The organism is Lentzea sp. NPDC054927 (assembly GCF_053610285.1).
The window spans coordinates 158130-172512 of record NZ_JBSGXZ010000001.1; the positions used below are offsets into that span (position 1 = coordinate 158130).

12 protein-coding genes are annotated in these 14383 nt (G+C 69.5%); 4 read left to right on the forward strand and 8 right to left on the reverse strand.

The genetic code is table 11. From position 1 onward, the window contains the following. Positions 1 to 31 precede the first annotated feature (31 nt). Positions 32 to 3187: a S8 family peptidase gene (locus ACWGE0_RS00770; protein ID WP_452258779.1), complete on the forward strand. Its 3156-nt coding sequence runs from the start codon at positions 32 to 34 to the stop codon at positions 3185 to 3187. A 30-nt stretch (positions 3188 to 3217) separates the two neighbouring features. Here the strand turns inward: ACWGE0_RS00770 and ACWGE0_RS00775 are convergent, their stop codons facing one another. The 6 genes from ACWGE0_RS00775 to ACWGE0_RS00800 all read right to left on the reverse strand — a co-directional run bounded on the left by ACWGE0_RS00775 (position 3218) and on the right by ACWGE0_RS00800 (position 6783). After that, positions 3218 to 3409, reverse strand: coding sequence for a hypothetical protein (locus tag ACWGE0_RS00775; RefSeq protein WP_452258780.1), 192 nt, complete (start codon positions 3407 to 3409; stop codon positions 3218 to 3220). Between the two features lie 90 nt (positions 3410 to 3499). Beyond that, positions 3500 to 3910, reverse strand: coding sequence for a YciI family protein (locus tag ACWGE0_RS00780; protein WP_452259318.1), 411 nt, complete (start codon positions 3908 to 3910; stop codon positions 3500 to 3502). 5 nt (positions 3911 to 3915) lie between these two features. Continuing rightward, a complete protein-coding gene (locus ACWGE0_RS00785; protein WP_452258781.1) occupies positions 3916 to 4314 on the reverse strand; it encodes a VOC family protein in 399 nt (132 codons plus the stop codon). A gap of 46 nt (positions 4315 to 4360) precedes the next feature. Next, positions 4361 to 4936, reverse strand: coding sequence for a TIGR03086 family metal-binding protein (locus tag ACWGE0_RS00790; protein ID WP_452258782.1), 576 nt, complete (start codon positions 4934 to 4936; stop codon positions 4361 to 4363). A 4-nt stretch (positions 4937 to 4940) separates the two neighbouring features. Next, entirely contained in the window at positions 4941 to 5612 is a 672-nt protein-coding gene (locus tag ACWGE0_RS00795; RefSeq protein ID WP_452258783.1) for an RraA family protein, read from the reverse strand. A 10-nt stretch (positions 5613 to 5622) separates the two neighbouring features. After that, entirely contained in the window at positions 5623 to 6783 is a 1161-nt protein-coding gene (locus ACWGE0_RS00800) for an MFS transporter (protein WP_452258784.1), read from the reverse strand. 73 nt (positions 6784 to 6856) lie between these two features. Between ACWGE0_RS00800 and ACWGE0_RS00805 the strand changes: the two genes are divergently transcribed. Both ACWGE0_RS00805 and ACWGE0_RS00810 read left to right on the forward strand, forming a co-directional pair. Further along, positions 6857 to 7594 carry a DeoR/GlpR family DNA-binding transcription regulator gene (locus ACWGE0_RS00805; RefSeq protein WP_452258785.1) on the forward strand — a complete coding sequence of 246 codons (738 nt, stop codon included), beginning with the start codon at positions 6857 to 6859 and terminating at the stop codon, positions 7592 to 7594. Next, a complete protein-coding gene (locus ACWGE0_RS00810) occupies positions 7591 to 8172 on the forward strand; it encodes an HAD family hydrolase (RefSeq protein ID WP_452258786.1) in 582 nt (193 codons plus the stop codon). Before ACWGE0_RS00805 ends, ACWGE0_RS00810 begins: the two co-directional genes overlap by 4 nt. Here the strand turns inward: ACWGE0_RS00810 and ACWGE0_RS00815 are convergent. Next, complete coding sequence (locus ACWGE0_RS00815; RefSeq protein WP_452258787.1) at positions 8140 to 8931, reverse strand: SDR family NAD(P)-dependent oxidoreductase; 792 nt, start codon at positions 8929 to 8931, stop codon at positions 8140 to 8142. The genes ACWGE0_RS00810 and ACWGE0_RS00815 overlap by 33 nt on opposite strands. Positions 8932 to 9017: 86 nt before the next feature. On the opposite strand from ACWGE0_RS00815, the gene ACWGE0_RS00820 reads away from it, so the two are divergent. Next, positions 9018 to 9869, forward strand: coding sequence for a helix-turn-helix transcriptional regulator (locus tag ACWGE0_RS00820; protein ID WP_452258788.1), 852 nt, complete (start codon positions 9018 to 9020; stop codon positions 9867 to 9869). Here the strand turns inward: ACWGE0_RS00820 and ACWGE0_RS00825 are convergent. After that, positions 9866 to 14266, reverse strand: a complete 4401-nt coding sequence (locus tag ACWGE0_RS00825; RefSeq protein WP_452258789.1) for a fibronectin type III domain-containing protein — start codon at positions 14264 to 14266, stop codon at positions 9866 to 9868. The genes ACWGE0_RS00820 and ACWGE0_RS00825 overlap by 4 nt on opposite strands. Between the last annotated feature and the right edge of the window lie 117 nt (positions 14267 to 14383).

Below are 14383 nucleotides of genomic sequence, written 5' to 3' on the forward strand. Positions count from 1 at the left end.
GGCCTCCACAGTGAACCCAGGGGAGTTCGCGTTGAAACGATCACACATCGCCGCAGGACTGACGGCTGTCGTGGTTGCCGCCACGGCAGCCGTTCCTGTTTCCGCGGCACCGCAACAGGAACAGCAGGTGCGCACGGACGGGCTGACCACCAAGGTCACGCTCGTCACCGGTGACGAGGTCGTCGTCGCCGACGGCAAGGTGCAGGCCAGAGGGGCCAAGGGCAGGGAGAACGTCGGATTCCGGACGTTCAGGGACCCGCAGGGCGACCTCCACGTCGTCCCGCTCGACGCCCAGGCCGGGCTCAACTCCGGCGCGCTGGACGAGCGGCTGTTCGACGTCTCGCTGCTGGCCAGATCCGGCTACGACGACGCCTCCAGCAAGACCATTCCGCTGATCGTGCAGGGGCAGGGGATCAGCGCGGCGGGCGCGGAGTCGTTGCCGAGCATCGGCGCACACGCGGTGCGCGTCGACAAGAACGCAGGCTTCTGGACCGGTGCTCGGGCGGCGGGCACCGGCAAGATCTGGCTCGACGGCAAGGTGACCGCGTCCCTGGACCGCAGCGCCGCGCAGGTCGGCGCACCCCAGGCGTGGGCGAAGGGCTTCACCGGCAAGGACGTCACCGTCGCGATCCTCGACACCGGCGTCGACGAGACGCACCCGGACCTCGCGGGCGCCGTCGTCGAGTCGAAGAACTTCAGCGACAGCGACACCACCGACGACCGCGTCGGCCACGGCACGCACGTCGCGTCCACCGTCACCGGTGACGGCAAGTACAAGGGCATCGCGCCCGACGCGAAGATCGTCAACGGCAAGGTGCTCGGCGACTACGGCGGCGGTCGCGAGAGCGACATCATCGCCGGCATGGAGTGGGCCGCCACCAAGGCCAAGGTCATCAACATGAGCCTGGGCAGCTCGTGGCCCGACGAGGGCACCGACCCGATGTCGCAGGCGCTCAACCGGATCACCGAGCAAACCGGCGCGTTGTTCGTGGTCGCCGCCGGCAACTCCGGTGGCGCGATGGGCTCGCCCGCGTCCGCCGACGCCGCCCTCACCGTCGGCGCCGTGGACCGCGACGACAAGCTCGCCGAGTTCTCCTCACGCGGACCGCGCTGGTACAACAACGCGGTCAAGCCCGACATCACCGCGCCGGGCGTCGACATCGTGGCCGCGAAGGCCAAGAACGGCCAGATCGGCACGCCCGTCGGCGACGCGCACGTCGCGCTGTCCGGCACGTCGATGGCCACGCCGCACGTGGCCGGCGCGGCGGCGATCATCGCCTCGCAGCACCCGGCGTGGAAGGCCGTCGACATCAAGGCCGCGCTGATGAACTCGGCCAAGCCCAACCCGTCGCTGAGCATCTACGAGCAGGGCGCCGGACGCCTCGACGTGGGCCGCGCTGTCTCAGCCGGGGTCTCGACGTCCGCCGGCAGCCTGACCCTGGGCACCGCCGCGTGGCCGCACGACGACGACCAGCCCATCACGCAGAAGCTGACCTACCGCAACAACGGTGCTGCCGCCGTGACCCTCGACCTGAGCGTCGCCGAGGTGAAGCCCGCCGCTGCCGGTCTGTTCAGCGTGTCTCCGGCGAAGCTGACCATCCCCGCCGGTGGTTCGGCGGACGCCGTGGTCACCGCGGACACACGCGCGTCGGTGCCGGACGCCGTCTACGGCGCAGTGGTGGTGTCTTCTGATGGTGTGCGCGTGCCGGTCGGTGTGGTGAAGGAGGTCGAGAGCTACGACGTGAAGCTCACGTTCCTCGACGGCAACGGCAAACCCACGCCGAACTACAACTACCGCTTCGTCGACGTGAACAAGCCGCAGGCGCACTTCCGGTTCGACGAGTCGGGCACGATCCTGCAGCGCCTGCCCAAGGGCACGTTCTTCCTGGACGGCTCGATCTACACCCGCAACCCGGACCCGACCAAGCGCGGTGTCAACACGATCCTCACCGAGCCGGCGCTCGAGGTGACCGGCAACGCCGACATCGTGTTCGACGCACGGCAGGGCAACCGGCCGTCGATCAAGGTCGAGCAGGAGGCCGCGCCGGCGAGCTCCGAGCTGGTGTTCGACATGAAGGCGAACTGGGGCGAGACCGGCGGTTCCTGGATCATGAACGACTTCGAGGGCGTCCTCGTCCGGCCGTCGAAGACCTCGTGGCCGAAGTTCGAGTTCGGCGCGTCCAGCGTGATGGCCAAGCCGGACGGCAACGGCACTTTCCACCTCAGCCCGTACCAGTACCACGTGCGGATCGCCGAGAAGACCCGCGTGCCGGAGAACGTCCAGCGCGTCGTGAAGGACCGTGACCTGGCCCGCGTCGACTCGGTCACGCACGCCCGCGTGCCGGGCTCGGTCGGGCAGCGCGACAACGGCGCCTCGGGCCCGCTTCCGTTGCGGCTCAAGGAGTTCTACACCCCGGACGTGCCGTGGTCCGGCTCGCTGACCGAGTTCACGAAGCTCGGCGAGTACCCGAGCCTCGGCTACCAGTTCACCGGCGTCCAGCGGTCGTTCAAACACGGCAAGTCCACCGAGCACTGGAACAGCGCAGTGTACGGCCCGGCCGTGCCGAACGACTCGCGCTACGTGCGGTACGCCGGCCGAGTCGGTGACCTGCTCCGCCTGGACGTGCCGATGTTCAGCGCCCCCGGCACCACCGGCATGACCGACCACACCGGCAAGACCGTCGTGACCCTGGACGGCAAGGTGATCTTCGACCAGCCGTACGCGGGCTCGGCCTACCTCCCCGGCGTGCCGGCGGAGAAGAAGCGCTACCAGGTGCACACCGAGGCGGCCCGCGACTCGCAGTCGTCGAAGGTCGTCACCGACTGGACCTTCACGTCGTCGCACGTGGACGGCGAGGAGTACAAGTCGGTGCCGGTGTTGGCGGTGCGGTTCGCGCCCCAGCTCGACGACCACAACCGGGCACCCGCCGGTCGTGCGTTCACGATCCCGGTGACGGTGGAGCGCAACGGTTCCTCGTCTGTGGCCGATGTGAAGAAGCCGCAGGTCCAGGTGTCCTACGACGAGGGCAAGACGTGGCAGGCGGCGCCGGTGTTCAAGGTGCGTGACAAGTACCTGGCCGCGCTGGTGCACCCGCGGCACGCGAAGTCGGTGTCGCTGAAGGCGAAGACGAGTGACGCCAACGGGTCCGTCGATCAGACGATCATCCGCGCGTACGACCTGAAGTGACGGCGTGAGGGGCCGGGCCCGCCCGGCCCCTCACCGCTGGAACCGGCGGCGGGAGGGCTGCACGCGCCGCAGCAGCTCCTGTTGCTGGCGCTTCATCATCCAGCTGACCCACTTGAGGCGCTCCCGGGCCTCGTGCAGCCGCAAGTTGTTCCTGTACGCGAACAACTCCGCGACAAGCGCCGCAAAGATGGTCGCCGTTGGAGCCAACCAGTAACTGATCACGAGCACACTCGTCGGTCTTGATACGCCGGAACCCCTCCTCATCTGTCGCGAGGAGGGGTTCCGGCGTATCGCCCAGGCCTTGACCGGGTGCTACTTCTCGTACGGCGCCAGCGTCTCCGGATCCACGTCGGGTGCGCCCATGATCGGGTGCACCTCGATCGGCTGGTTCAGGATCTTCCCGCCGGGCCCGGGACACGCCGACGCCTTGCGGGCGATCTCCAGCAGCCGTTCCCGCGAGTCCACGTCCACCACCCAGTACCCGGCGATGACCTCCTTGGACTCCGCGAACGGCCCGTCCACCACGACCGGCCCGTCGTCGGACCCGCGCACCACGAACGCCCGCGCCGGCCCGCTCAACCCCTCGGACTGCAGCAGCTCACCGGACGCCTGGAGTTCGTCGTTCAGGTTCCGCATGTAGGCGATCATGCGGTGCATGTCCTCGTCCGACCAGGCGGCGAGACCCTCCCAGTCCTCCTGGCTGCCGCCGTAGCTGACCAGCATGTACTTCACTTCCACTCCCCACCGGTTGCGCGGGCCTTGATCTCCTGCACGGCCCAGCTGTTGCCGTCCGGGTCGTCGAAGAAGATGAACGACCCTCCGTCTGCCTCGTTCATGCGCACGATCTCGCCGACCTCGACGCCGCGTTCGATCAGTTGCGCGCGGGCCTTTTCCAGGTCCGACACCACGAGTTGGACGCCCTTCAACGTGCCCGGCTCGCCCTTGACGATGCCCTTGCCCATGACGATCGAGCAGCCGGAGCCGGGCGGGGTGAGCTGCAGGACGCGGGTGTCCTCGTTGAACGTCGTGTCGTGGTCGACCTTGAAGCCCAGTTGTTCGGAGTAGAACTGCTTGGCGCGGTCCAGGTCCGACACCGGCACCACGACGACTTCCAGAGTCCAGTCCATCGGTCTTCCTCTCAGCGGCTGCCTTTGTACGGACCCGTCGAACCGCTCAGACGCTTTTCGACACGGGGTCCCGGCCCACATACCCGAGCAGCCGGTCCTGCAGCGGGGCGTCGTCGGGCACCTTCACCTCGGGCCCGTAGACCTCGATGCCGGGACCGAACGCGCCGGGCGTGCGGAACCGTTCCATCAGCTCGGCGGGCACGGCGGTCGCGGTGGCCCAGAGGCGTTCCACGTCCGGCGCGGGGATCGTCTCGTCCTGGCCGGTGGCGCGGGCGAGGTCCCAGCCGTGCAGCACGAGGTCGTCGCTCACGACCTGGTCGATGTGGTCTTCCAGCGTCATCGGGCCGCCGGGTGTGGTGACCTCTTCGCGCGCACGACTAGAGGCCAGCGCCTCCTGCACCTGACGCCGTGCCTCGCGGAAGTCCGTCAGCGGGTCCTCGGTGCGTGGGATCGCAACACCCAGCATCACGCCGTGCATCTCGATGATGTGGTCCACCACCTCGAGCGCGGTCCATTGCGCACACGGCGACGGGTTGCCCCACTGGTCCGCGCGCACGCCCAACACCTTCGCCTCGAACGCGTCCGCGCGAGCCGTGTACCTGTCCGAAATCGCGGAGATCATGGCCTCACTCCTCGACGGCGCCGCCGATCTTGCGCAGATGCTCGCGGAACGTCAGCCCGCTCGCCAGGTAGTCGTCGAACCGGAGCTGGCTGCGCAGGGACTCACCCTGCCTCACGCGCTCGGCTTGCGCGCGTTCGACGTCGCGAATGCTCGCGGCCTTGGCGAGCAGAGCGTCCAAATCGGACGCGGGCACGAACAGCACGCCGTCGTCGTCACCGAACACGACGTCATCGGACGTGACGGTCCACTGGTCGACCTCGGCCGTCGAGAGAGCCTCGGGCGCACGGTCGCGCAGGCTCAACGGGCCGGTCGGGTTGGCGCCGAGGCTGAACACCGGCAGCCCGATCCCGCGGATGTCCTGGGTGTCGCGGTGCAGTCCCCAGATCACCACGCCCGCCAGCCCGGCCTCACGCGCCTCCAGCACGATCAGGTCGCCCACGCAGGCTTCGTCGGTGCGGCCGTCGTTGTCGACGACCAGCACGTCGCCGGGCCGGCTGCGCTCGATGGCCTCCAGGAAGATGTCGACGCTGCCCGCATGCCGGGCGGGCAGGACGCGGCCGGACGTCCTGGTGCCGGGGATGACCGGCGACAGGGTGGCCGTGCGGACCGGGATGTTGGACCGGATGCAGGCGTCGGCCAGGTGTGCGGTGGTGAGATCCAGTTCGGCGAGATCCATGCGGGCATTCTTACGCCGCGACCCGCTCCTCGGCGGGTTCGGCCCGCAACACTCCCGCCGACAGCGCCGCGACCACGCAGAACGCCACCGGCAGCAGGAACGCGATGTTGAGCGGCATGACGTGCGTCATCCATCCGATCACCGCGGGTCCGGCCAGCACGCCGAGGTAACCGATCCCGACCACCCGCGACATGTTCGCCGCCGCCGCACCGGGTTCTGCGTGACCAGCCGCGCTGAACAGCTGCGGTACCGTGCCCGACAGGCCGATCCCGGCGATCGCCCAGCCCAGCAGGGCGAGCCAGATCCACGGCGAGAGTGCCGCGGTCGCGATGCCCACCGCCCCGATCGCCGAACCCCAGCGCAGCACGGCCATCGGACCGGCCTTCGCGGTGATCCGGTCCGCGAGCAACCGTCCGACCGTCATCGTGGTCGCGAACGCGCCGTAGCCGAACGCCGCGATCTCCGGCGAGGCGCCGAGGACGTCCTGCAGGTGCAGCACGCTCCAGTCGTTCGCGGCGCCCTCCGACAGCATCACCATGCCGGCGAGCGCCGCCATGACCCAGATCCGGCGCGGCACCTTGCGCTTGCCGATCTGCTGGGTCGCGTGCTGCTCCTCCTTCTCGTTGAGCAGGAACTTGGCCGTGACGATGCTGACGACGACACCGAGCGCTGCCGCCGTGCTGAGCGTGACGGCGGGGGAGAGCTCCCAGCTCAACGTCCGTGCGCCGGTCAGCGCCGCCGCCACACCGCCGAGCGACCACGTCGCGTGGAACGCCGACATCACCGGACGCTTGTAGTGCCGCTCCACCACCACGGCGTGCGCGTTCATGCTGACGTCGATCAGCCCGTTGCCAACGCCGAAGATGAGCAGCGCCGCACCGAGCGTCCATTGGTTGACCGCCACCCCCGGCAACAGGGCCGCCACACTGCAGAACACGCCCGCGCCCGGCAGGACCAGCTTCACGCCCACGCGGTCGGTGAACTTGCCGCCCAGCCGCATGCCGATGAACGCGCCCAGTCCGAGCAGCAGCAGCAACCGGCCGAGTTCGGCGTGGTCGATGCCGGTGCGCTGCTCGACGGTCGGGATGTGCACGAGCCACAGGCCCAGCAGGAACCCGTTGAGGGCGAAGTACGTGAAGGTGGCCACCCGCGCGGCCCTGAGAGCGTTCACATGCTTACGCTAACGAACAAATCTCGTGTTCGAAAGCTTGAGTATCGAACACAAATGTTGTTCAATCACGGCCGTGTCCCGACTGAAGCAGATCAGCGAGGCGGTCCGTGACGCCGGCTCGCTCGGTGTGGCGGAGCTGGCGCGGTTGACCGGCGCCTCCGAGATGACGATCCGCCGCGACCTGGAGGCCCTCGCCGCCCAGGGCGTCCTGGAACGCTACCGCGGCGGCGCGCGCAGCCTGCTCCTGCGCGGCGAGGAACCCCCGTTCGCCCTGCGGTCGGACGAGAACATGGACGCCAAGCGCCGCATCGCCACGGCCGTCGCGGGCCTGCTCGCGGACGGTGAGTCGGTCGTTCTGGACAGCGGCACCACGTGCCTCGAAGTCGCGCGCCTGCTGCACGACAGACGCATGACCGTCATGCCGTTGTCGCTGCACGCCGTGAACGTGTTGTCTTCTTCGACAACGCTCACGCTGCTCGTGCCCGGCGGCCGCCCACGCCCCGGCGAACTGGCCCTGACCGGTCCGCTGACGCTGGCGTCCGTGCAGGCCCTGCGCTTCGACACCGCCGTCATCGGCTGCTGCGGACTCTCGGCCGAGCACGGCATGACGGCGTTCGACCTGGAGGACGCGTCGGTGAAACGCGCGGCCATCGCGTCGGCCCGGCGGGTGATCGCCGCCGTCGACGCCTCGAAACTGACCCGCACGGCGCTGGCCCACGTGGCTCCGGCGTCCTCTTTGGACGCTGTGGTGACCGATGCGGACGGAGATCAGGGACTGGAGGCGGCGGGCGTGACGGTGGTGACGGCATGATCGTGTTGTTCGACATGTTCGGGGTGATCGCCCGCGACCAGTCAGCCGAGGTCATGGCCACGATGAGCACGTCGCCCGAGTTCTGGGACGCCTACTGGGCGCACCGGCCCGGCTACGACCGCGGCGACGTGACGGCCGAGGAGTACTGGCGGCTCGTGGGGCACCCGCCACTCGTCGAGAAGGACGTCGCGAGCTGGAGCCGGGTCGACTACGAGATGGTCGCGCTGCTGCACGAACTGCACAACGCCGGCCAGCGGATCGCCTTGCTGTCCAACATCCCAGAGGACCACGCGCGGAACTTCGAACGCACCTACGAGTGGCTGGACCTGTTCGAGCTGCGCGCCTTCTCGTGCCGGATCGGCTACGCGAAGCCGGAGCGCGGGGCGTTCGAGTGGTGCCGCGACCGGCTGGGCGGCGACGACATCCTGTTCGTCGACGACAAGCTGGAGAACGTGCGGGCCGCCGAACTGGTGGGGATGAGCGGGCACCACTTCACCGGCATCGACGGCCTGCGCACGGTTCTCGGCCGAACCACAGGCCTGCACTCAGGCGCCGGCGCCACCGTCGACCGGCACTAGCGCACCGGTCACCATCGAGGCGCGGTCGCTGAGCAGCCACGCGGCGACCTCGGCCACCTCGCGCGGCTCGGCCATGCGACCGAGCGGCGTCGACGCGTTGATGCGATCCACGATGCCAGGGGTGGCCGCCTCCCACGCGTCGATCATCTCCGTGGCGGTGCCGCCGGGCGTGATGCCGTTGACCCGGATGCCCTCGCCGGCCCACGTCACGGCCGCGGTCTCGGTGATGCTGTTGAGCGCGCGCTTCATGGCGCCGTACGCGGGGAGCGCCGGGTTCGCACGACGGCTGCCGATGCTCGAGGTGTTGACGATCGCCCCACCGCCGTTGCGCCGCATCAGCGCGGCCTCGGCGGTCATGGCCGTCCAGTGCGCACGGAAGTTCACGGCGAACTGCTCGTCGATGTCCTCGTCGCTGGTGGTGTCGAGCGGCCCGGGCTGCTGGATCGTCGCACCGTTGTTGAAGGCGCCGTCGAGCCGTCCGTGCAGCTGCTCGACGTGGTCGACCGCCGCACGGATGCTGGCGCGGTCCGCGAGATCCAGGGCGACGGCGTCGGCGACACCTCCGTCGGCGCGGATCTCGCCGACGATGTGGTCGAGGGCTTCCGTGCCGCGGGAGGCGAGCACGACGGAGGCCCCTTCGGAGGCGAAGAGCCTGGCCGCGGCCGCCCCGATGCCACGGCTGGCGCCGGTGATGAGCACGACCTTGCCGGTCAGGAGGCCAATGGATGCGATGTTCGCCGAATCGATGTTGTTGGTCATGACGACAATGTCAGCCTGACCGCGGACCCGGATGCAGGCACAGGCTGTACCAGGATCCGCCACGGTCCAGCAGGCAGACTCGGGGTATGAGCAAGCAGGAACTCGGGGCGTTCCTCCGCAGCCGTCGCGAACGGCTCCGGCCCCAGGACGTCGGCCTCCCCTCCGGACCACGCCGCCGCACACCGGGCCTGCGCCGCGAGGAGGTTGCGGTCCTCGCGCACATCTCCACCGAGTACTACGTCCGGCTCGAACAGGGCCGGGCGCCGTGGCCGTCGGCCGAGGTCCTCGCCGGGATCGCGGGCGCACTGCTGCTCACCGACGCCGAGTCGGACCACCTCCACGTCCTCGCCGGCGCCGCACCAGCCCGCACCCGTATGCACGGGCGTGAGGTCCGCCCGAGCATCCTCGCGCTCCTCGAACGGCTGCCGCAGACCGCCGGTTTCGTCATCTCGGCCACGTTCGAGGTGCTCGCGTGGAACGACCTCGCGGCCGCGCTCATGGAGGACTTCGCCGGCCTCGCCCCGAAGCACCGCAACCTCGCCCGCCGCGCCTTCCTCGAACCGGCCCGGCCAGAGCCGCTGTACGGGATCTCCGACGCCGCCGAGTTCCGCCACCACGTCGTGATGGAGCTCCGCGCCACCCTCGCCCGCTACCCGGCGGATCCCGCGGTGACCGGCCTCGTCGACGAGCTCCGCGCCAGCCCCGACTTCGCCCGCCTCTGGGAACGGAACGACGTGCAGGCCGCGCCGACGCTGCGGAAGACCTTCCGCCACCCGGTCGTCGGCCCGATCACCGTCGACTGCGACTCGCTCGCGCTCACGGACCGCGACCAGCACCTCGTGCTCTACAGCGCGCCGCAGGGGTCTCCCGATGCCGAGGCGCTCGCTCTGCTGAACGTCCTCGGCCCTCAGGCGACCACTGCGGCGCCGCGGTTCTAACCCGGATACAGCCACCCGCATCCCTGCCGGACACCCGTGGTCGGCGATCCGCTCTCCTGAACCCGGTACCCGCCCCACCACAGGTTGGCGCCGACCTCGAAGTCGTTCGGCGGGAACATCTCCTCGAACAGGTAGGCGTGGATGAACTTCGGCGGCGCCGAATACTGTTCCCACTGGTCGGAGTGGATCTTCTCGTGCTCCTCGAACCGCGGGAACCACGGCTCCAGCGTGTGCGCCGGGAGCCCCCACCTGCTCTTGCGGATGTCCGCACGCTTGATCGACTCGCACATCAGCCGGGTCTCGAAGTCGGCGCGGCTGTCCGGGTACAGCAGGTAGTCGCCGATCGTCATGGGCTGGTCGGCGAAGAAGAACCCGTGCGAGTTGAAGCAGACCATCTGGTACCTGGTGTAGCCGCAGTCGTTGCTCGTGTGACGCCTGGCCAGGCCGTTGGCGCCGCTCGTGGAGTTGCCCGGCCGCCAGGTCGCGGACCTGCCCCATTGCGCGATCGCCCACGGCACGGAGGTGCGGCCACTGGTGCCGGCGGCGTTGGTGGCCTGCACCTGGAACTCGTAGACCTCCTGCCACGCCAGGCCCGTCACCGTGATCGACGTCTGCGGCAGCGGGTACGGGAGCCTGGTCCACTCCTCCCGCGACGGCTGCTGCGGCGTCGTCGGAGGACCGGCCTGCCGGTAGGAGACCCAGTACCAGACGTTCGGTGTCGAGCTCGCGCTCCACGACAGGTTGATCGCGCCCGCGTAGGAGCCCGTCGTCGCGCTCACGCCCCACGGCGCGACCGGGAACGGTGGCATCGGAGTCGCGGTCACGGTGTTGGTCGCACCGCTGGCACCCGTCATGTTCGTGGCACGGATCCGGAACTGGTACTCGACCGCGTTGGTGAGCCACATGCTGGTGTGACCGCAACACCCGGCCGGGAGCTGACGCCACGACGAAGCACTGGTCTCCTTCGTCTCCATCACGTAGCCGACCCACGGACTCGGGCTGGCCTGCCACGAGATCGTCACCGTGCCGTCGCCCACCGACTGGACCGAGAGGTTGCTCGGCGCGGACGGGATCGGCGGCATCGGCCTGGCGCTGCGGGTGGGTGACGGCCCGCCGTTACCGGCGATGTTCGTCGCACGCACCCGATATTCGTAGGTGTGGCCGTTGGTCAGGTACGTGTGCACCCACGTCGTGGCCGGGCTGAGCGTCTGCACGGACCGGAATCCCTGGCCCGCGGTGACATCGCGGTACTCGACCACGTACCAGGAGTTCGGCACGGCCGACCACTGCAGCGTCACCTTGCCGTCGCCCGGGCTCGCGGTGAGCGAGGCGGGAGCAGCGGGCAGAGGCGGCAGCGGACGCACCAACGCACCGTTGGACCAGGCACCTTCACCGTGTTCGTTGGACGCGGACACGACGTATTCGTAGGTGTCGCCGTTGGTCAGGAAGGAGTCCACAAAGGATGTTTCCTGGACCGGGATGGGGAACTTGGTGAAGTTCTCGTTCGCGCTGACGTTCCTGCGGTGGATGAAGTAGTAGGCGCCCGGCTGGACCGAGTTCCACGTCAGCGTCGCCTTGCCGTCGCCGGGGGAGACCGACAGCGAAGGCGCCGGCGGGGTGCCGCCCCGTGCGGTGATCTGGATCGTCGCCGACTGCGGGCCCTCACCTGCCGCGTTCGCGGCGGTGACCTTGAACTCATAGACGTGGCCGTTGATCAGCGGATCGGCGACGACCTGGGTCTCGGCCGTCGGCAGACCCCAGCGGAAGAAGGCCTGCCCGGCGGTGACGTCGCGCTGGTGGACGAAGTAGGCGACGTTCGGGCCGACGCTGTTCCAGTGCACGAACGCGCTGCCGTCCGGTCTCGGCTGGGCGCCGAGGCCCGTCGGTGCGACGGCCGGGGGAATGACGCGTGCGGTGGCGCGGGCTGGTGCGGAGAAGTCGGACTCCTTGCCCGCGTAGGCGGACGTCACCTTGAACTCGTAGACGTTCTGGTGGTCCAGCCAGGCCGCCGTCGCGGTCGTGCCGGATGTCACCGGGTAGGGCCACTTGGTGAACTGGGCCTCTCCCTTGGTCACGTTGCGCTGGTAGACGAAGTACCAGAGCTGGTCGCGCGGCGCTGTCCACTTGAGACCGATCGTGCCGTCGTCACCGGCGGTCGCGACGAGTCCGGTCGGCGGCGGCGGAGCGGCTACTTCGGCCAGTGCCTGCACGGCGTTGGAGAAGGTCTCGCTGTCGCCTGCCTGGTTGGTCGCGGCCACCTTGAACTCGTAGGTGTGGCCGGGGACGAGGTAGCCGGCGGTCGCGGTGGCGCTGTCGGCGACCGGGTAGTCCCAGCGGTAGAACTCGGTGTCGCCGTCGGTCACGTCGCGCTGGTAGATCCACGTCCAGGTGTTCGGCGGACGGGTCCAGCCCAGCTTGATCGTGCCGTCACCGTTGCTCACCGCCGTCAACGCGGTGGGTGCGGGAGGTTTCGACATCCGCGAGACGGCCTGGATCGGCGCGGACTGCGCGCCCTCGCCACCGCGGTTGGTCGCGGAGATCTTGAACTCGTAGGTGTGGCCGTGCGCCAGGTAGTCGGCGGCGGCCGTGGTGTCACCAGGGATCGGCAGCGGCCACTTCGTGAACGTGTTCGCGGGGTTGTCGGTGACGTCGCGCTGGTAGACCCAGTACCAGACCCCCTCCCCAGGCGCGTCCCAGGACAGGCTGATCTTGCCGTCCGGTTGCGGTGCCGCACGCAGGTTCGTCGGCACGCCCGGCTTCGCGTACCGGGCGGTGGCGCGTGCGGCGGTGCTCGGCGCGCTCGCCTGGCCGGACCGGTTCGTCACGACGACGTACTCGTAGACGTGGTCGTGTTCCAGGTCGACGTCGGTGACCGTGGCCGAGCCGGAGTCGGGGAAGTAGACCGGCAGCCCGGTGGAGGGGCCGTTGGTCACGTCGGTGCGGAACACCTGGTACCACAGGAGACCAGGGCTGGGGCTGCGATCCCAGGTCAGCTTCACGCCACCGGAGTCGTTCGCGACGGCACGCAGGTTCGTCGGTGGCTCGGGCGGTCCGATCCGCACCGCGACGCTGACGGTGTTCGACGGCTGGCCCTCACCGTTCGCGTTCTGTGCGGTGACCCGGAATTCGTAGGTGTGACCGTCCCGCATGAACGGCACGGTGGCGGTCGCCGCGGTGAACTCGTCGGGCTGACGGGAGAAGAACTCCTGCCCGGCCGTGACATCGCGCTGGTACACGCGGTAACCCGCGCCTGACACCGGCTGCCACGAGAGCGTGACGCCGCCGTCGTTGTTGTCCTGCGCGGTGAGCCCGGACGGCTTGCCCGGCAGCCCGGACGGGTCGGGCACCGGCGGCGGCCACGTCACGTCCAGGAACCGCGGCCGGTAGATCTTGACGTCCGCCTTGATGTCGGCGGGGTTCATGCTGTTGACGTTGTAGGAGACGACGAGCTTGCCCGGCTGGCTCAGCTGCGGGTGGACCGTGGCGTCGTAGACGATGACCGGGCGCTCGTCGGCGCCCTGCTCCGGCGCCTGGTACAGCGGGCGCGGGTTGCCGAACGGCCCGGTGGGCGCTGTGGCCGTGTAGGCCACGAGCGTCGGGTTGAACGTGATGTTGCCTTCGACCGTCATCAGCACGTACTCGGCGCCGACCTTGGTGACCGAGAACGCCGTGCCCGTGCCGGTCAGCATCCGCGCGGAGTCCGCCTCCCGGCTCGACCACGCGGTGCCGGTCCAGAACTCCCACGTGCCGGCGAGACCGTTGGTGCGGGCCAGGTGCAGCCGCTTGGGTTCGTCCCCGTTGGACTCGGAACCGTAGACGTAGGTGTAGCCGCCCTCGGTGATGACGTCCTGGCCCCACGCGATCTTGTCGCCCAGCGGCAGCGTGCGGACGTTCGTCAGGGTCAGCGACGGCAGGCTGAACGTCGCGAGCGCGGTGCCCTTCAGCTTGAGGTCGAGCACACCGCCGCCGGTCGGTTCGATCTGCATGTACAGCACCTTGAGGGTGTTGCCCTCGACGACGCCGTCCGCGACCCAGTACCAGAGCGGTGAGCCCGCGACCTCGACGAGCGGCAGCGGCGCCTGCGCGGTGCCGCCGTGCAGTGTCGGGCCGAGCTGCCCGTTCTGTTCCACGACAAGGGTGTTGTGCACCATCGGCGAGTTCGCCGGGCGGCTGCCGTCGGCGTTCACCGTGCCCAGGAACGTGTCCGAGAACAGCCAGGCGGTGCGGCCGTCCGGCAGCGGCACGGACGCGGTGCGGTCACCGCCGGTCCAATGGCCGCCCTGGTTGCCGTACGTGGTCCATTTGGCGTTCAACGCCGCGTTCGGCACCGCCGTCGGTGGCGGCGCGGCAACCGCCTGGACCGTCGCCGGGACGAGCCCGGCCAGAAGAAGAACCATGACGAGCACAGCACAGCGAAGACGCCGCATCCCCAGCCCCCAGTCGGCAGATCCGCGTAGTGAGACGGGATCCTACGTTCACCGGGGGCCGGGGCACGGGAGCCGTTCGGCCGATCT